This window comes from Diaphorobacter sp. LR2014-1 (assembly GCF_002916785.1).
Taxonomy (GTDB): domain Bacteria; phylum Pseudomonadota; class Gammaproteobacteria; order Burkholderiales; family Burkholderiaceae_C; genus Diaphorobacter; species Diaphorobacter nitroreducens.
Genome location: NZ_MTBE01000011.1, coordinates 65,266 through 84,074, shown reverse-complemented (window position 1 = coordinate 84,074; position 18,809 = coordinate 65,266). Strand labels below are relative to the sequence as shown.

The window sequence follows — 18,809 nt, the reverse complement described above, 5'->3', positions numbered from 1 at the left end:
GTGAAAAGGAAAGAGTCACATGAAATCGCTACTCGACCTGTTCAAGCAATTCACGCCCGATGAGCATTTCGATGCCATCAAGATCGGCATGGCTTCGCCCGAGAAGATCCGTTCGTGGTCTTTCGGCGAAGTGAAGAAGCCCGAGACCATCAACTACCGCACGTTCAAGCCCGAGCGCGACGGCCTCTTCTGCGCCAAGATCTTCGGGCCCATCAAGGACTACGAATGCCTGTGCGGCAAGTACAAGCGCCTGAAGCACCGCGGCGTGATCTGCGAAAAGTGCGGCGTTGAAGTCACGCAGACCAAGGTGCGCCGCGAGCGCATGGGACACATCGACCTGGCCGCGCCCTGCGCCCACATCTGGTTCCTGAAGTCGCTGCCTTCGCGCCTGGGCCTGGTGCTGGACATGACGCTGCGCGACATCGAACGCGTGCTGTACTTCGAAGCCTACGTGGTCACCGACCCCGGCATGACCCCGCTGAAGAAGTTCGGCATCATGTCCGAGGACGACTACGACGCCAAGCGCAAGGAATACGGCGACGAGTTCGTCGCCAAGATGGGCGCCGAGGGCATCAAGGAGCTGCTGGAAGGCATCGACATCGAGATCGAGATCGAGAAGCTGCGCGGCGACCTGACGGGCTCCGAAGTCAAGGTCAAGAAGAACGCCAAGCGCCTGAAGGTGCTGGAGGCCTTCAAGAAGTCCGGCATCAAGCCCGAGTGGATGATCCTGGAAGTGCTGCCCGTGCTGCCGCCGGACCTGCGTCCGCTGGTGCCGCTGGACGGCGGCCGCTTCGCCACGTCGGACCTGAACGACCTGTACCGCCGCGTCATCAACCGCAACTCGCGCCTGCGCCGCCTGCTGGAGCTGAAGGCGCCCGAGATCATCGCGCGCAACGAAAAGCGCATGCTGCAGGAAGCCGTGGACAGCCTGCTGGACAATGGCCGCCGCGGCAAGGCGATGACGGGCGCCAACAAGCGCGCGCTGAAGTCGCTGGCCGACATGATCAAGGGCAAGTCGGGCCGCTTCCGCCAAAACCTGCTGGGCAAGCGTGTGGACTACTCGGGCCGTTCCGTGATCACCGTGGGTCCGACGCTCAAGCTGCACCAGTGCGGCCTGCCCAAGCTGATGGCCCTGGAGCTGTTCAAGCCCTTCATCTTCTCGCGCCTGGAGGCCATGGGCATTGCCACGACCATCAAGGCCGCCAAGAAGGAAGTGGAAGCCGGCACGCCCGTGGTGTGGGACATCCTGGAAGAGGTCATCAAGGAACACCCGGTGATGCTCAACCGTGCGCCCACGCTGCACCGCCTGGGCATCCAGGCGTTCGAGCCCATCCTGATCGAAGGCAAGGCCATCCAGCTGCACCCGCTGGTCTGCGCCGCGTTCAACGCCGACTTCGACGGTGACCAGATGGCCGTGCACGTGCCGCTGTCCGTGGAAGCGCAGCTGGAAGCCCGCACGCTGATGCTGGCGTCCAACAACGTGCTGTTCCCGGCCTCGGGCGAGCCCTCCATCGTGCCCTCGCAGGACGTGGTGCTGGGCCTGTACCACGCCACCCGCGAGAAGATCAACGGCAAGGGCGAAGGCCTGGTGTTCGCCGACACCGGCGAAGTCCAGCGCGCGCTGGATGCGGGCGAGGCCGAGCTGCACGCCAAGATCAGCGTGCGCCTGACCGAGTGGACCAAGGACAAGGCCACGGGTGAGTTCGTGCCCGAGACCAAGCTCGTGGACACCACCGTGGGCCGTGCGCTGCTGTCGGAAATCCTGCCCAAGGGCCTGCCCTTCAGCAACCTGAACAAGGCGCTGAAGAAGAAGGAAATCTCCAAGCTCATCAACGCGTCGTTCCGCAAGTGCGGCCTGAAGGACACCGTGGTGTTCGCGGACAAGCTGCTGCAAAACGGCTTCCGCCTGGCCACGCACGCGGGCTTTTCCGTGGCGATCGACGACATGCTGGTGCCGCCGCAAAAGGCCGAGATCCTGGCCCGCGCCGAAGCCGAGGTGAAGGAGATCGAGCAGCAGTACGTCTCCGGTCTGGTGACGGCCGGCGAGCGCTACAACAAGGTGGTGGACATCTGGGGCAAGGCCGGCGACGACGTGTCCAAGGTGATGATGGACCAGCTCAAGGTCCAGAAGACCATCGACCGCAACGGCAAGGAAGTGAACGAGGAATCGTTCAACGCCATCTACATGATGGCCGACTCCGGCGCCCGCGGCTCTGCGGCCCAGATCCGTCAGCTGGCCGGTATGCGCGGCCTGATGGCCAAGCCCGATGGCTCGATCATCGAGACGCCTATCACCGCGAACTTCCGCGAAGGCCTGAACGTGTTGCAGTACTTCATCTCCACCCACGGTGCCCGTAAGGGCCTGGCGGATACGGCGCTGAAGACCGCGAACTCGGGCTACCTGACCCGTCGCCTGGTGGACGTGACGCAGGACCTGGTGGTGACCGAGGACGACTGCGGCACCTCGAATGGTTCGCTGATGCGCGCCATCGTCGAGGGCGGTGAAGTCATCGAGTCCCTGCGCGACCGTATCCTGGGCCGTACCGCGGCCGAGGAAGTGCTGCACCCCGAAACGCGTGCCGTGCTGGCGCAGCCGGGCCGGATGCTCGATGAAGACCTGATCGAAGAGCTCGAAGCCGCAGGCGTGGACGAAGTGAAGGTGCGTACCGCGCTGACCTGCGAAACCCGCTACGGCCTGTGCGCCAAGTGCTACGGCCGCGACCTGGGCCGCGGCGGCCTGATCAACCTCGGCGAAGCCGTGGGCGTGATCGCCGCGCAGTCCATCGGCGAGCCCGGCACGCAGCTGACCATGCGTACGTTCCACATCGGTGGTGCGGCATCGCGTGCGGCGGTGGCGTCCAGTGTGGAAGCCAAGTCCAACGGCATCATCGGCTTCAACGCCACGATGCGCTACGTGACCAACACCAAGGGCGAGCTGGTGGTGATTGCGCGCTCGGGTGAAATCATCATCCAGGACGAGCACGGCCGCGAGCGCGAGCGCCACAAGGTGCCGTACGGCGCGACTCTGACGGTGAAGGCCGACCAGACCATCAAGGCCGGCACCATCCTCGCCAACTGGGACCCGCTGACGCGCCCGATCATCACCGAGTACGCAGGTACGGTGAAGTTCGAGAACGTCGAGGAAGGCCTCACGGTGGCCAAGCAGGTGGACGAGGTCACGGGCCTGTCCACGCTGGTGGTGATCGACCCCAAGCGCCGCGGCTCTGCCAAGGTGGTGCGTCCGCAGGTGAAGCTGGTGGACGCCGATGGCAAGGAAGTGAAGATCCCCGGTACCGACCATTCGGTGACGATCGGCTTCCAGGTCGGCGCGCTGATCCAGGTGCGCGACGGCCAGGAAGTGGGCCCCGGCGAAGTGCTGGCCCGCATCCCGATGGAAGGCCAGAAGACCCGCGACATTACCGGCGGTCTGCCGCGCGTGGCCGAGCTCTTTGAAGCCCGCAGCCCCAAGGACAAGGGCATGCTGGCCGAGATGACCGGCACGATCTCCTTCGGCAAGGAAACCAAGGGCAAGGTGCGCCTGCAGATCACCGATCCGGACGGCAAGGTCTGGGACGAGCTGGTGCCCAAGGAAAAGAACGTGCTGGTCCACGAAGGCCAGGTGGTCAACAAGGGCGAGCTGATCGTCGACGGCCCGGCCGATCCGCAGGACATCCTGCGCCTGCTGGGCATCGAGGAGCTGTCGCGCTACATCGTTGACGAAGTGCAGGACGTGTACCGCTTGCAGGGCGTGAAGATCAACGACAAGCACATCGAGGTGATCGTGCGCCAGATGCTGCGCCGCGTCGTGGTCGAGAACCCGGGCGAGTCCACCTACATCGCCGGCGAGCAGGTGGAGCGTTCCGAGATCCTCAACACCAACGAGGCGCTGCAGGCCGAAGGCAAGCTCCCTGCCACGTACTCCAACGTACTGCTGGGCATCACCAAGGCGTCGCTGTCCACCGATTCGTTCATCTCCGCCGCGTCGTTCCAGGAAACGACCCGCGTGCTCACCGAGGCTGCCATCATGGGCAAGCGCGACGAGCTGCGCGGCCTGAAGGAGAACGTGATCGTGGGCCGCCTGATCCCCGCCGGTACGGGTCTGGCTTACCACCAGGCGCGCAAGGCCAAGGACGCCATGGACGAGGCCGAGCGCCGCGCCATCGCAGATGCCGAAGCCGCCGAACTGGCCTCTGCCGGCACCGACGACGCAGCCGCCGAGATCGACGGCAGCGCCGACACGGCTGATTAAGCCGTTGCCAGTCCCGCCTCTCGCATGCGGGTACTGAACGCTCCCGGCTTGCCCATCCGGCAGGCCGGGAGTTTCTTTTTTGTCGTGTTACCAATCCCTCGGTTGGCAGGGGCCGTGCCCGCTGGCGCGAAGCCCCGGCTGTGAACATGTTGACCACCTGGATACTTCTCGCCCTGTTCCTGTTCTGGGCCGTGGGCGCCTACAACCGGCTCATCCGCCTGCGATCCGCGGCGCTGCAGGCCTTTGGCGGGCTGGACACCCACATGGTGCGCTGGATTGCCCTGCTGGGTGAGTACGAGGCTGCGCACGGTGCGCCTGGCGCGGTCCAGGCCATCGTGGGCGACGAACCGGCGCCTGCGGCGGGCGCGCACGACGCCCATGCCGCCCTTTGGGCCGCGGCCACGCAATTCGGCGCCTCGCTGGCAGTAGCGCGCGCGCGCCCGCTGGACAGCGGCGCCGCCGCCGCCCTGGCGGCCGCATCGCAGGTGCTGGAGAACGCCTGGCAGACCGTTGTGCGCGAAGCCGCGCAGGTGAGCGAAGGTGTGGCACCCCCTGCACTCGCCCCATGGGTGGTGCGGCGCGAACAGGTGGCGCTGCACAGCGACGAGGCGCGCCGCCTGTTCAACGATGCCGTGGCTCAGTACAACCATGCCATCGCCCAGTTTCCCGCCAGCCTGCTGGCGTGGCTGTTCGGCTTCAAGAAGGCGCAGACGCTGTGAACAAGCCTACTTCCATCCCGACGCAGGGGGCTCCCGCGGTTGCGTTGAGCCAGTTGCTGGACGCCACCGCCTTGGCGCTGCAGGCGGTGCGCGCAGGGCAGTCGGGCACCGTGGCGCTGGAGACCACGGCTGCCGCGCTGCGCCCCGGCGTGCAGGCGCTGCTGTTCCAGGTGCTGCGCCACCTGGGGCGCGCGCAGGCCTTGCGCCGCCAGCTGGCACCCCGCAACCCGCCGCCGCGGGTGGATGCGCTGCTGTGCACCGCCCTGGCACTGGCCTGGGACCCGCAGACCGCTCCCTACGCGCCGTTCACCCTGGTCAACCAGGCGGTCGAGGCCGCCAAGCGCCACCCCGCGACGCGGGCGCAGGCGTCTTTCGTCAACGCCTGCCTGCGGCGCTTCCTGCGTGAGCGCGACACGCTGGTGGCCGCCACGCAGGGCGACGAGGTCGCCGTGTGGAACCACCCCGCATGGTGGATCCAGCGCCTGCGCCGAGACCACCCCGATCAGTGGCAGCAGATCCTGCAGGCGAACAATGCGCCCGCGCCCATGGTGCTGCGGATTTCTAAGTCAAAAAGCACTCCAGCGCTTTACCAGCAAGCGTTAGAAGCTATCAATATTGAAGCGATGGCGGTAGGCCCCGAAGGGCTGGCGCTGGCACGCCCCGTGCCGGTGCAGCAACTGCCTGGCTTTGCAGAGGGTGTTGTCTCGGTGCAGGATGCCGCCGCGCAGATGGCGGCGCCGCTGCTGCTCAACGGGCTGGACGCCGCGCAGCCGCTGCGCTTATTGGATGCCTGCGCCGCCCCCGGCGGCAAGACCGCCCATTTGCTGGAATGGGCCGCCGCACTGCGGGCCCCTTGGCGGGTCACCGCGTTGGAGGTGGATGCGGCACGCGCCGAGCGCATCCATGACAACCTGCATCGCCTGGGACTGAGCGCTCAGGTGCTGGTGGCCGATGCCGCCGTGCCCGCCGACTGGTGGCAGCAGGCCAGCGGTGGTGAACCGTTCGACGCGATCTTGCTCGACGCGCCCTGTACCGCCTCGGGCATCGTGCGCCGCCACCCCGACGTGCGCTGGCTGCGGCGCGAGAGCGACGTGGCCCAGCTGGCCGCGCAGCAGTCGCGTCTGCTGGCGGCGCTGTGGCCGCTGCTGCGCCCCGGCGGGCGGCTGCTGTATTGCACCTGTTCGGTGTTCCGGGCCGAGGGCGACGTGCAGATCGCAGCGTTTCTTGCGCACAACACTGACGCACGCCTGCTGCCGTCGCCGGGCCATTTATTCCCCGGCAGCCCAGACAAGCGCGACGGGCTCCGTGACAATGGGCCGGGTGAACACGACGGTTTCTTTTACGCCCTGTTGCACAAGGCCCCCGCCTGAACGTGCCGGTCTGCGAAGGCCGGGCTGGCTGTGGGCCGCGCTGGTTTGTCTGCTGGCGCTGTGGAGCGCGGTCATTCCCGCCGCCTACGCCCAACAGCACGGCGAGATTGTTGAACTGCAACTCGACCCGCTGCCCGAAGGACTCTATCTGTCGGCCACGCTGCAGCTGGAACTCCCCGAACTCGTCAAGGATGCGCTCTACAAGGGCATTTCCGTGTTCTTCATCACCGAGGCCGAGGTGGTGCGCCAGCGCTGGTACTGGTCCGACAAAGTGGTGGCGCAGGCCAGCCGTTTTCTGCGGTTGAGCTACCAGCCCCTTACGCGGCGCTGGCGTGTGGTGCAGTCGTCCACGCCCTTTGCACCGTCGGGCCTGGGCGTGTCGCTGGGCCAGAATTTCGACACGCTGCAGGATGCGCTGGCATCGATGCAGCGCATCGCGCGCTGGAAGATCGCCGACGAGGGGCAGGTCGATGAAGGCGTGACCTACGTCATGAACTTCCAGTTCCGGCTGGATACCTCGCAGTTGCCCCGGCCCTTGCAGATCGGTGCGGTGGGCCGCTCGGGCTGGAACATGGTGCTTGCGCGCAGCGTGCCGCTGAGCGTGGTGGAGGCTGCGCGGTGAAAGCGGGCGATCCGCGTCCCGCGGGTTCGGCCCGCCGCGCAGAGACACGCGCACGCGCCGTGCGATGGGCGCTGGGCCTCGGCACGGGGCTGATGTGCGCCATCGCATTGGTGCTGCTGTTCCTGCTGACGCTGGCCACCAACAACCGTGACCTGTACGAACGCAACTTCGCCTGGCTGCTGGGCGTGAACGTACTCGTGGCGCTGGTGCTGCTGGCCGTGTTGGTCTGGGGCGCCCTGCGCCTGGTGGTGCGCCTGAGGCGGGGGCGCTTCGGCAGCCGGCTGCTGCTCAAGCTCGCGGGCATCTTCGGGCTGGTGGGCGTGATCCCCGGGCTGCTGATCTACGTGGTGTCCTACCAGTTCGTCTCGCGCTCCATCGAGAGCTGGTTCGACGTCAAGGTCGAGGGCGCGCTGACCGCCGGTGTGAGCCTGGCGCGCGTCACGCTCGACACCATTGCCAGCGACCTGGCCTCCAAGACGCGCACCGCCAGCAGCCAGTTGGCCCAGGTGCCCGATGCGGCCGCGGGCCTGGTGCTGGAGCGCATGCGGGACCAGTTGGGGGCCACCGACCTCGTGCTGTGGAACGCCGCGGGCCAGCCCGTCGCCGGCACCGGGCAATCGCGCTACATGCTCAACCCCGAGCGCCCGAGCGCGCAGCAGTTCCGCATGGCGCGGCAAGACCGCGTCACCTTCCAGATCGAGGGCCTGGACGACATCACCGACCCGCTGGCCGCGGAGAACGCGCGCGTGCGCGCGCTGGTGCTGGTGGCCAACCCCGGCGTGGGTCTGCTGGCCGAGCCGCGCTTCGTGCAGGCCACCGTGCCCTTGCCCCAGGCGCTGGTCGCCAACGCCATTGCGGTGCAGGAAGCGAACCGCGAATACCAGGAACGCGCGCTGGCGCGCGGCGGGCTGCGGCGCATGTACATCGGCACGCTGACGCTGAGCCTGTTCCTTGCCGTCTTTGGCGCGGTGCTGCTCGCCGTGGTGCTGGGCAACCAGCTTGCGCGGCCCCTGCTGGTGCTGGCCGACGGCGTGCGCGAGGTGGCGGCAGGCAACCTGTCGCCCAAGGCCGCGCTGCAGACCAAGGACGAGCTGGGCGGGCTCACGCGCTCTTTTGCCCTGATGACGCAGCAGCTTGCGGACGCCCGCGGCACGGTCGAGCAAAGCCTGAACGCGCTGGATGCCGCGCGCGGGCACCTGCAGACCATCCTGGACAACCTCACGTCGGGAGTCATCGTGCTGGATGAAAAAGGCATCGTCCAGTCGTCCAACCCTGGTGCGACCCGTGTCCTGCGCGCGCCACTGGCGGCCTATGAAGGACGGCCGCTGGCTGAGGTGCCGGGGCTGGCGGATTTCGCGGCGGCCGTGCAGCGGCACTTCGATACCTTTTTGCTGGATCGTGACCACCACGGTCTGGACCACTGGCAGCAGACCTTTGAGCTGCACGCGGCGGGCGGTGGCGTCACCACGCAAGGCACCAGCCTGGTGGCGCGCGGCGCGCAACTGCCCAACGAGGCGCGGTTGCTGGTGTTCGACGACATCTCCGAAATCGTCTCCGCGCAGCGCGCCCAGGCGTGGGGCGAGGTTGCTCGGCGTTTGGCGCACGAGATCAAGAACCCGCTGACGCCGATCCAGCTCTCGGCCGAGCGTCTGGAGATCAAGCTCTCAGGCAAGCTGCCTGCGGCAGAGCAGGCCGTGCTGACCAAGTCGGTGAAGACCATCGTGGACCAGGTGGATGCGATGAAACGGCTGGTCAATGAATTCCGCGACTACGCGCGCCTGCCGTCTGCGGAACTGCACACGCTGGACCTGAACGCACTGGTTGCCGATGTGCTGCATTTGTATGGCGCCGAGACCGCGCAGGTGCCGGTCGAGGCCGAGTTGGACCCGCGCTGCCCCGCGATCTCCGGCGATGCCCAGCAATTGCGCCAAGTGGTGCACAACCTGCTGCAGAACGCCCAGGACGCGACACAGCAGGCGGCCGAGCAGGGGGGCGTTCCACCGCCGCCCGTGCGCATCAGCACACGCTGGAGTGCATCCGCGAAACGTGTGCGGCTGACGGTGTCGGACTGCGGGCCGGGCTTTCCTCCACACATCCTGCAGCGCGCCTTCGAGCCCTACGTCACGACCAAGCCGCGGGGCACTGGGCTGGGACTGGCCGTCGTCAAAAAAATCGCGGATGAACATCGCGCGCGGATCGATCTGGTCAACCGCGTGGAAGACGGCGTGGTGAAGGGCGCACAAGTGTCGCTATCATTCGCCCCTGAATCGGCGGTGGCGCTCTAACAACACCGCACGTGCAGCAAGGGTGCATTTACACACATGGCAAATATTCTGGTGGTCGACGACGAACTGGGGATCCGGGACCTGTTGTCAGAAATTCTGAACGACGAGGGGCATAGCGTCGACCTTGCCGAGAACGCCACGCAGGCCCGCAACGCGCGCTTGAATGGCAGCTATGACCTGGTACTGCTGGATATCTGGATGCCCGATACCGACGGGGTATCGCTGCTCAAGGAATGGGCCATGGCCGGCACGCTGACCATGCCAGTGATCATGATGAGCGGCCACGCCACCATCGACACGGCCGTGGAAGCCACGCGCATCGGTGCCTTCTCCTTTCTCGAGAAACCCATCACCATGCAGAAGCTGCTCAAGGCAGTGGAGCAGGGCCTGGCACGCAGTACGGCGCAGCCACCAGCAAGCGCTGCCGCGCCGGCCCAGGCCAACACCGCACCTGCACCCGCAACAACCGGTGCCATTGCCAATGGCGCGCCGGCTCCTGCGCCTGTTGTTGCAGTGATGGAGCAGGCGCCCATGTCCCACCAGGGCTTCAATCTCGACCGACCCTTGCGTGAGGCGCGCGACGGTTTTGAGAAAGCCTACTTTGAATTCCATCTCGCCCGCGAAGGCGGCTCGATGACACGCGTCGCCGAAAAAACAGGATTGGAGCGCACACATCTTTACCGCAAGCTGCGCCAGTTGGGGGTGGACCTCGGGCGCAACAAACGCAACGCGTGAATTGGCAAAAATTTTCCAGCTTGGTGTCATGCATCGATTTCTCGGGCTATAATTCAAGGCTCAGGCCCGGTAGCTCAGTTGGTAGAGCAGAGGATTGAAAATCCTTGTGTCGGCGGTTCGATTCCGTCCCAGGCCACCACATACAACGCCCAACCACTCGGTTGGGCGTTTTTGTTTCTGCACTGCCACGCTGCGTGGAACGACGCAGTTGTTGCGTACCCTCATCCTCCAGCGCTGCACAGGACCTCTCCGTGATTCGGGGCCTTGTTTCTTTCGCGGGACGGTAGTCCTTTCTTTGGAAGCCAATACCTGCAGGCACGGGCGCGGGGCGTACAGAAGCCACGAACTCTCCATTCCCCCAAAGATCACGCGCTGCGGGCAGCTCTACGCAGGGCGACACTTCGGGCTGCATGTACGCCCATGTGTCATGAGCGTGTGACGGCTTTGAACTACAGTGACCGGATGCAAGACTTTTCACGCACGCTTTCGCTGACGGGGGCGTCCAACTTCCGTGATCTGGGAGGCTATCCGGGGCTGGATGGACGCACGGTACGCTGGCGCCGGTTGTTCCGCTCCGATCATCTGGCGGCCCTGACACCGCAGGACGCGCAGGTGCTGGCCGGTGTGGGGCTGACCCGCTCGGTGGACTTCCGCGGGCTGGTGGAGAGCGCGGCCCAGTCGTATGCGCTGCCGCAGGTGCGCTATCACGCGCTGCCGATCGAGCCGACCGTCGTGCAGCGCGCCAAGGAACTGGCGGTAGCGGGCCAACAGATCACGGCACCCGTTGCGGTAGGGCTGATGCAGGACACCTACCGCGCCTTTGTTTCCGACAACGCGCAGCAGTTTGCGGGCTTGTTCGAGCAGTTGCTGGCAGAGGATTCCCCCCTGGTCTTTCACTGCACTGCGGGCAAGGACCGCACCGGTTTCGCCGCGGCCCTGATTCTGCTGGCGCTCGGCGTGTCGCGCGAGGTGGTCATGCAGGACTACCTGTTGACTAACGCGCTGTACCGTCGGCCCGCGGGGCTGGTCAGCTCTGCGCCGCAGGAGGTGCTGAACGTGATCTGGCGCGTGCAGGAGGACTTCCTGGAGGCCGCATTGCAAGCCGTTGACCAGGACCACGGCGGCGTGCAGCGTTACCTGGAGCGACGCCTGGGCGTGGACGATGCCGCGCGCAGCCGCCTGGCGCAGCTGTACCTGCAGCCGCTGCCGGAGTGAGGCGCCGCGGCCGTGCGCCCTGGGCCGCTCGGGCATAAAAAAAGCAGCCCGGAGGCTGCTTTTTTTGCGAAACCCGCGCCACGGTGTCAGAGCGTGGCGTCCTTGAGTTTCTTCAGTGCGCGGGTCTTGATCTTGACCGATGCGGGCTTGGCGGGGAACCAGCGCTCTTCGCCGGTGAACGGGTCCTTGCCGAAGCGCTTCTTCTTGGCGGGCACTTGCTGCAGGCCGATCTTGAGCAGGCCGGGCAGCGTGAACTCGCCGGAGCCCTTCTTGTGCACGGAAGCCAGGATGGCCGTCTCCAATGCGGCGAGCACGGCCTTAGCGGCCTTGGGCTCGACACCCGCCTGCGTGGCGAGGTGGGCGATCAGCGCGGTCTTGGTGAAGGCTTCCTTCACGGGCTTGATGGCAGCAGGAGCTGCGGGGGCGGCTGCCTTCTTGGCAGGTGCCGCAGCCTTTTTGGCGGCGGTCTTTTTCACCGGAGCGGTGGTCTTCTTTGCAGTTGCCATGATGTCGGATCGTTGTAAGGTGTATAGAAGCAGGCCAGCCAGGCTGGTGATCGGATTCTAGGCGCTGTCTGTGCGCGTGGGGTGCCCTATTCATGCGGGTTTGCGCGAGAAAACCACGCTATCGCGGGCCTGTGGACGGTACAGGGCACGCACGTGCCGCACGGGTGGCGCGCATGCGGGTAAGCTGTGCAACCATTCCCTGATGCACCAGGAGCAGGCCATGAGCGATAGCACCCCTTTCGGCTTCGGGCGTTTCGTCCCGGGATTTGATTTCCTGCAGAACCTGGCCAAGGGCGCTGCGGCGGGTATGCCCACCATGCCGGGGCTGTCGGGCTGGGTGGCGCCCACGGTGAGTGTGGACGAGCTGGACAAGCGCATCCAGGACCTCAAGGCCGTGCAGTTCTGGCTGGAGCAGAACGCGCGCGCCCTGGCCGCGACCGTGCAGGCGCTGGAGGTGCAGAAGATGACGCTGGCCACGCTGCAGGATATGAACGTGGCGATGGGCGACCTGGCCGCCAGCTTCGGCGCCGCCGCAGGCCAGGACAAGGAGCGGCCCGCCGCACGAGCCGCCGAGCCACCGTCCGCATTCCCGTTCACTTCTCCACCCACACCTGCACCTGCACCTGCACCTGCACCTGCACCTGCACCGGAGGCGCCGTCCCCGGCCAATAACGCCTCGGCGGCGCGCAGCGCGCGAACACCACCGGACGATGAGGCCGCGCCCGAGCAGACCAAGGGGGCGGCCGACCCGATGCAATGGTGGGGTGCGCTGACCAGCCAGTTCCAGCAGATCGCGGCGCATGCCCTGCGGGATGCGGGCACGCACCAGGCGGCCTTCGACGCCACGCGCGAGATGGCCAGCGGCGCACTCAAGACCGCTTCCAGCATGGCGACGCAGATGGCCGCGCAGGGCATGCATGGCATGCGCGCGGCGGCGCAGGCCGCCGGTGCGGCGCCTGCGGCAACGCCCGCCCCTGCCGCCAGGAAGCCTTCCGCAAAGGCGGCCGCCCGGCCGGCGACCCAACCGGGCGGCAAGGCCAACGACAAGGCCAACGACAAGGCACGTCCGGCCGCCAAGCGGACTGCCGCGGCCAGCGCGGGCGCCAAGCGTGCCCCCGCACCATCGCCCACCCAAAAGGCTGCCGCGTCCCGCACGCGGCGGCCGGCAGGTTGAGCTGCGCGGCGGCGCCTGTACCCCATCGCAGGGCTGACACATGAGACTCTTTCCCAATGCACACGCCACCCATCCGCAGTGGCACATGGCCGCGGTGCTGGTGCTGGCGCAACTGCGGGCGCAGATGGCGCTGCCCCAGTACGCCAGTGCACCCACGCTGGGGCTGCTCTACATCACCGACCACTATGCGGACGATGCCGCGGCCCTGCTGGACCTGCTGCGGCGCGAACTGCCGACGGTCACCGACTGGGCAGGCGCGGTCGGCGTGGGCGTGGCGGGCAACAACGTCGAATATTTCGATGAACCTGCGCTCTCGCTGATGCTGTGCGACCTGCCGCGCGCGCACTACCGCGTGTTCTCGGGCGTGGCGCCGCTGGCGCACGGCGATGCGGCCGGGGTGGGCTTTGCGGCCCACACGGCGCTGGTGCATGTGGACGGCCAGACACCCGAACTGGCGGATCTGGTGGCCGAGATGGCGGGCCGCACCAGCAGCGGCTACCTGTTTGGCGGCGTGGTGGCCAGCCGCGGGGCGCAGGTGCAGCTGGCGCTGCCCGCCGGCGGCGAGGGCGACGGCGTGCTGCACGGCGGCCTGTCGGGCGTGGCCTTTGATGCGCAGGTGGAACTGGTCTCGCGCGTCACGCAGGGCTGCCAGCCCATCGGCGCGCAGGCGGCCATCACCGCCGCGCAGGACAACGTGGTGCTGGAGCTGGACGGCGAACCCGCGCTGGACGTGCTGCTGGACACGCTGGGCGTGACGCTGCAGGGCGACGCCCAGGCCGCGCTGCGCGCCGTGCGCGCCACGCTGGCAGGGCTGGAGGACGCGGACGCGCCGCAGCGCCAGCGCACGGGCCACTTTGGCGCCGACACGCGCGTGCGCCACATCGTCGGGCTGGACGCGACGCGCAGCGGCGTGGCGCTGGGTGACCATGTCGAGGTGGGCATGCGCCTGGCCTTCTGCCAGCGCAACGTCGGCGCGGCCCGTGCCGACCTGATGCGCATCTGCGCAGAGATCCGTGAGGAGCTGTCGCCCCAACTCGAAGAGGCGCAGGCGCTGCCCGCCGCAGACAGCGCGCCGCATGCCGAGCCGGCGGGCGGCCGGCGCATTTGCAGTGCGCTGTATGTGAGTTGTTCGGGCCGCGGCGGGCCGCACTTCGGTGGGCCCAGCGCCGAGCTGCAGATCGTGCGCCATGCGCTGGGCGACGTGCCCCTGGCGGGCTTCTTCGCCGGCGGCGAAATCGCCGCGCACCGGCTCTATGGCTACACGGGCGTGCTGACGGTGTTCGTCGCGCCGGACGGGGCTTTATAAGCCTTTTTGGCCTCTAGGGCCTGTTCACACTATTTTTGCCAGTGCGAATGGCGTGAAAACCGCGCCAATCTAGGCGCGTGACGACGCCAAGGCCGGGGCCTTGGCTAGGAGGGCAACGACGAATGGCGCGGTTTTCACTCCGTTCCCTCCGGGTTGCGATCAAAAAGGGCCATTCGCGGCGTTGCCAAGCCTCGCTGGGGTAGCACCCCAGCTTCGTTTGGCGCCTTGCGCCTGGCCCTTTTTGATCGCAACGCATCTGGCAAAAATAGTGTGAGCAGGCCCTAGCGCCCGTCCATCAAGCGCAAGCAGCTATGCAATGCATAGCATCGTGGCGCCCGCTCAAACGCCGATGACGGCGGGGCGGGGCGCCGCAGCAGGGCGCGGCAGGCCGCAGAACGCGAAGTCCAGCTCCGGCTCCAGCCCGCTCACGATGCGCGCGATGGACTTGCCCGAGCCGCAGGCGTGGGTCCAGCCCAGCGTGCCGTGGCCGGTGTTCAGGAACAGGTTGCCGTAGCGCGTCTTGCCGATCAGCGGCACGTTGCTCGGCGTGGCGGGGCGCAGGCCGCTCCAGAACTGCGCCTGGCTCGCATCGCCCGCGCCGGGAAAGAGCTGCTCCACGCGCCGCACGATGGCTTCGCAGCGCACGGCGTTCAGCGCGCGCTCGTAGCCGTTGAGCTCGGCCGTCCCCGCGATGCGCAGCCGGTCGCCCTGCGCGCTGGTGTAGCGAGAGAAGACCAGCTTGTACTCGTCGTCCGTCAGGCTCACCTGGTAGGCGGCGGCCGTGTCGCGCACCGGCAGCGTCACCGAATAGCCCTTGGCCGGGTAGATCGGCAGGCGCAGGCCCAGGGGCTGGGCCAGCAGCGGGCTGAATGCGCCCAACGCCAGCACGTAGGCGTCGCCGCGCACGCGCTCGTAGCCGCCGGCCTCGTTGGTGACCTCCACATGGTCGATGGCGCCGCCCGCCGGGTGCAGCGCGGTGATGTGGCACCCCAGGCGGAACTGCACGCCCGCGGCCTGGGCCACGCCGGCCAGCGCGCGCGTGAACAGGTGGGCGTCGCCGGACTCGTCCTCCGCCGTGTAGGTGGCGCCCGCCAGCTGCGGCCGGACGTGGGCCAGGGCCGGCTCGATGCGCACGGCCTCGTCGGCATCCACCACGCGGCGGTGGCAGCCCAGCGCACGCATCTGCTCGGCGGGCGCCAGCGCGGCGTCGAACTCCTGGGCGCTGGTGTAGAAGTGCAGGATGCCCTGCGTGCGCTGGTCGTACTGCAGGCCCGTGTCGACGCGCAGTTGCTGCAGCGTGCTGCGGCTGTAGCTGCCCAGGCTCACGATCTGCTCGATGTTGTGGCGCGTGCGCGCAGGCGTGCATTCGCGCAGGAATTGCAGGCCCCAGAGCCACTGGCGCATGTCCGCGCGCAGGCGAAACAAGAGCGGCGCATCCTCTTTGCCCAGCCACTGCAGCACCTTGAGCGGCGCGCCGGGGTTGGCCCAGGGCTCGGCGTGGCTGACCGAGATCTGGCCGCCGTTGGCGAAGCTGGTTTCCGCACCGGGCACAGCCTGCCGGTCGATGACGGTGACCTCGTGGCCGAGTTGCTGGAGGAAGTACGCAGAGGTGGTGCCGACGACGCCGGCGCCCAGAACGATCACGCGCATGGTTGACAAGCCTTTTTCAAGGTTTGCGCAGGCAGGGCGCGCGCGAACAGCTATTGAATAAATAGCGAACAGCGGGCGCGACATGGCCTGGCTGCCGCTCCCCCTGTCCTTGGTACCTGAGAGATTCATGCCGCGCGGGACCGTGCGCGGCACTTGCTCCTTCGGTGCGCCACGGCGGGCGTGGCGGCTCTCCAGACGGCTGTGTGGGTGTGCAGTACGGAACCTGAGCGTGTATGGGAGTTTGCGCCTTCGGTGAAACGGCATGCAGCCGTTTGCTCTCCTGCGCCGGCCATCGTAGCGGCGCGGGCGCGGCGTCCCCAGCGGGCTAACCCTCAGACCATGAACACGCTCTCAGGGCGGGGCGCCGGGTGCATGCTCAGGGGTAGACCGCTTCGCCCAGGTTGAGCATGAGGCGGTTGGCCCAGGCGAACAGCGCGGCGGCGTGCACCGTGTCCAGGATTTCCAGGTTGCTCAGGCCCGCAGCGCGCAGCGGCGCGATGTGCTGCGGCCCGAATGCACCGGGCGCGCGCGTGAGCGCGGCGCTGGCCTGCGCCAGGGCGCGTTCGCGGGCGTTGGTGCCGGCGCTGTCGGGGTCGGCGAAGATCTGCGCGATCACGTCGTTGCGCTTGGCCAGCTGCTCGAAGCGCTGCGCATGCACCGACGCGCAGTACACGCAGCCGTTGATGCGCGAGACCACGGTGGTGGCCACCTCGCGCTCGGCGCGCGGCAGGCCGCCAGGCGCGTACATGATGGCGTTGAACGCCTCCGAGCGCTCGGCGAGCACGCGGGGCTGGTGCGCCAGCACGAGGTAGAAGTCCGACGTGCGTGCCTTGGGGTGGCTTGCGTCCAGCACGGCGTTCTGCTCGGCGCTGGCGGTTGCGGGGTCCACCACGGGCAGCCAGGCCTTCCAGTCCAGCGTCTCGCTGGTGTAGCCGGCCAGGCGCAGCGGCTCGCCGGGCGGGGGCAGGTTGGCGGGGTGCACGAAGGGCGCGTCCGGCGTGGTGGGAGCGACCGCCGTGGCTGCGGTGCCCGCGGGGCCGAGGGCGGCCAGCGCCGCCACGCCTGCCACCAACCGCGCCTGGTAGGCCACGAAGCCGATGAGCTGCGCGAGCAGCACCACGTCCGGCGTGGCGAGGCCCGCCTGGGGCAGGGCGAGCAGGGCCGCGCGGTCGGCCGCGGCGGGCTGCGTGGCCAGCAGCTGCGTGAAATGCGTGATGGCTTGCCAGCGCGCATCCGCCAGCGGGGCTGGCAGGCCGGCCAGGCGCGCGCCGTAATGGTCGGCCAGCGTTGCCACGCCGCTGGCGGCCGCCACGGCCTGGGCCACGGACAGGCGCTCGGCCAGCGCCAGGCCCCCGGGCAGTGCGGGCGCGAGCAGCAGGTCTTCGCAGGCCTGGGTGGCGGTGATGGCCTTGGCGCGCTGTTGGCGCGCGGCCTGGGCATGGGGGGCATGGCCCAGGCGGGCGAGTTGGTCGATGGTGTCGGTCATGGCGAAGGCAGGATGCGTTGGGAGGTGTCGGCGGGCGTCCATTCGTCGCCCAGCAGTTCCGGCTCGGCATAGGCCTGCAGCGCGGCGAAGTGGTGCTCCACGTCCTCGCGGTACAGCAGGCCGGCGATGCCGCTGGCCAGGCGCCGTGCGCCGTCGCTGATGGCGGGGATGTCGCCCGACACCGTGCCGTGCGACAGCGCCGCCGGGTAGCAGAAGCAGTGGATGCGGTCCAGGCCGGGGCAGGCGCCGGCGGTTTTCTCGCGGAATTCGAACACCGGGCCGAGGTCGGGCGAGTCGGACAGTTCGCGGTCTTCATCGCCGGCGGGCGGCTGGTAGCGCTCGCCCCAGGTGCGCACATGGCGCGCAAACGGCGCGAATTCGGGCTTTTGTGCCCAGTCGATCACGAAGCCTGTGGCGAGAACCAGGAAGTCGAACGCAAACGTGCCCTGGGCCGTCGCCACGTGCAGCGCGTCGCCCACCTGCGTGACGCCCTGCACCGCGCAACCGAAGTGGAAGAACGCATGGGCGTGCCGCGACACGCGCAGCGTGCTGCCGTGCGGCGGCGGCACCTGCTGCACGTTGATGTAATGGCGGATGCGCCACTTCCATGCGTCGGGCAGGTCGTGATGCCCCTGCGTGAGACCGGGCACGCCCGAGCCCTTGGACTTGTTCACCGTGGGCATCACCGCGCGGCGCGCGATCAGGTCCACGCTGGCGGCGCCGCATTCCAGCGCCGTGCCGGCGCTGTCCATGGCGGACGAGCCCATGCCGATCACGCCCACGCGCTTGCCCTTGAGCGTGGCGTAGTCCAGCACATCGGACGAATGCGCCCACAGGCCGCCCTGTGCGGCGTGGCGCACGCCGTGCATGAAGGCAGGGATCTGCGGGCCGCCCAGGCCGTCGCGGCCCGTGGCCAGCACCACGCGGCGCGCCAGCCAGGTGGCGTGGCCGGCGGGGGCCTGCACGTCCACCGCCACCAGGCCTTCGGCGCGTGGGTGCACGGCGGTGACGGTGTGTTCATTGCGCACGTCGGCCTGCGTCACGCGGCGGTACCAGCGCAGGTAGTCCATCCATTGCAGGCGCGGGATCTTGTCGAGCGCGGCCCAGGCCTCGCGGCCCCACTGGGCCTCGAACCAGGCGCGGAAGGTGAGCGAGGGCACGCCGAGCGCGGGGCCGGTGAGCTCCTTGGGCGAGCGCAGCGTGTCCATGCGCGCCGTGGTGGCCCAGGGGCCCTCGTAGTCGGCGCGCGCGCGGTCCAGCAGCACGGCGGCAATGCCCTGCTGCGCCAGCGCCATGCTGGCCGCCAGGCCCGCCTGGCCGGCGCCGATGATGAGCACGTCGGTGACGGGCTGCCCTTCATGGGTGCGAGGCGGCAGCCATGCGCGGGCGCGCCAGTTGAGGGTGAGCAGGTCGTGCCGCAGGCGGTCTTCGAGGGCGGCCAGGCCGGCCGCCCCCAGGGGAAGCGAAAGTGACATGGAGGGCGTCGAAGAAA

13 protein-coding genes, 1 tRNA gene and 1 riboswitch are annotated in these 18,809 nt (G+C 68.2%); of the genes, 10 read left to right on the top strand and 4 right to left on the bottom strand.

The features are described 5' to 3' along the window. The first annotated feature begins 19 nt into the window (after positions 1–19). The 8 genes from rpoC (at position 20) to BV908_RS10545 (ending at position 11,195) form a co-directional block, all read left to right on the top strand. The gene (gene rpoC / locus BV908_RS10580; protein ID WP_015914491.1) at positions 20–4,249 is read left to right on the top strand and encodes a DNA-directed RNA polymerase subunit beta'; all 4,230 of its coding nucleotides are present in this window, start codon (positions 20–22) and stop codon (positions 4,247–4,249) included. Between the two features lie 146 nt (positions 4,250–4,395). After that, entirely contained in the window at positions 4,396–4,968 is a 573-nt protein-coding gene (locus tag BV908_RS10575; RefSeq protein ID WP_162844575.1) for a LemA family protein, read from the top strand. Further along, on the top strand, positions 4,965–6,338 hold the full coding sequence (rsmB, locus tag BV908_RS10570) for a 16S rRNA (cytosine(967)-C(5))-methyltransferase RsmB (RefSeq protein WP_103738094.1): 1,374 nt from the start codon (positions 4,965–4,967) through the stop codon (positions 6,336–6,338). Before BV908_RS10575 ends, rsmB begins: the two co-directional genes overlap by 4 nt. After that, positions 6,289–6,960, top strand: a complete 672-nt coding sequence (locus BV908_RS10565; RefSeq protein WP_238526548.1) for a DUF4390 domain-containing protein — start codon at positions 6,289–6,291, stop codon at positions 6,958–6,960. The genes rsmB and BV908_RS10565 overlap by 50 nt, the downstream gene beginning before the upstream one ends. Continuing rightward, positions 6,957–9,245 (top strand): ATP-binding protein, encoded by a 2,289-nt coding sequence (locus BV908_RS10560; protein WP_047350853.1) that lies wholly within the window; start codon positions 6,957–6,959, stop codon positions 9,243–9,245. Before BV908_RS10565 ends, BV908_RS10560 begins: the two co-directional genes overlap by 4 nt. Positions 9,246–9,281: 36 nt before the next feature. Continuing rightward, on the top strand, positions 9,282–9,980 hold the full coding sequence (locus tag BV908_RS10555; protein WP_103738093.1) for a response regulator: 699 nt from the start codon (positions 9,282–9,284) through the stop codon (positions 9,978–9,980). 63 nt (positions 9,981–10,043) lie between these two features. Then, a tRNA-Phe gene (locus BV908_RS10550) sits at positions 10,044–10,119 on the top strand. 323 nt (positions 10,120–10,442) lie between these two features. Continuing rightward, a complete protein-coding gene (locus BV908_RS10545) occupies positions 10,443–11,195 on the top strand; it encodes a tyrosine-protein phosphatase (protein WP_103738092.1) in 753 nt (250 codons plus the stop codon). Positions 11,196–11,281: 86 nt separating this feature from the next. Here BV908_RS10545 and BV908_RS10540 read toward each other — a convergent pair whose 3' ends face one another. After that, positions 11,282–11,701, bottom strand: coding sequence for an HU family DNA-binding protein (locus tag BV908_RS10540; RefSeq protein WP_011806976.1), 420 nt, complete (start codon positions 11,699–11,701; stop codon positions 11,282–11,284). A gap of 220 nt (positions 11,702–11,921) precedes the next feature. On the opposite strand from BV908_RS10540, the gene BV908_RS10535 reads away from it, so the two are divergent. Further along, positions 11,922–12,875, top strand: a complete 954-nt coding sequence (locus tag BV908_RS10535; protein ID WP_103738103.1) for a PhaM family polyhydroxyalkanoate granule multifunctional regulatory protein — start codon at positions 11,922–11,924, stop codon at positions 12,873–12,875. A gap of 40 nt (positions 12,876–12,915) precedes the next feature. Continuing rightward, positions 12,916–14,181, top strand: a complete 1,266-nt coding sequence (locus BV908_RS10530) for an FIST N-terminal domain-containing protein (protein WP_103738091.1) — start codon at positions 12,916–12,918, stop codon at positions 14,179–14,181. Positions 14,182–14,520: 339 nt separating this feature from the next. On the opposite strand, the gene BV908_RS10525 is transcribed toward BV908_RS10530, so the two are convergent. The 3 genes from BV908_RS10525 to BV908_RS10515 form a co-directional block, all read right to left on the bottom strand. Continuing rightward, on the bottom strand, positions 14,521–15,831 hold the full coding sequence (locus BV908_RS10525) for a D-amino acid dehydrogenase (protein ID WP_103738090.1): 1,311 nt from the start codon (positions 15,829–15,831) through the stop codon (positions 14,521–14,523). Positions 15,832–15,924: 93 nt separating this feature from the next. Further along, a riboswitch (glycine riboswitch) is annotated at positions 15,925–16,036 on the bottom strand. A 171-nt stretch (positions 16,037–16,207) separates the two neighbouring features. Next, the gene (locus tag BV908_RS10520; RefSeq protein WP_103738089.1) at positions 16,208–17,317 is read right to left on the bottom strand and encodes a peroxidase-related enzyme; all 1,110 of its coding nucleotides are present in this window, start codon (positions 17,315–17,317) and stop codon (positions 16,208–16,210) included. Beyond that, positions 17,314–18,792 (bottom strand): NAD(P)/FAD-dependent oxidoreductase, encoded by a 1,479-nt coding sequence (locus BV908_RS10515; RefSeq protein ID WP_103738088.1) that lies wholly within the window; start codon positions 18,790–18,792, stop codon positions 17,314–17,316. The genes BV908_RS10520 and BV908_RS10515 overlap by 4 nt, the downstream gene beginning before the upstream one ends. Positions 18,793–18,809 lie beyond the last annotated feature (17 nt).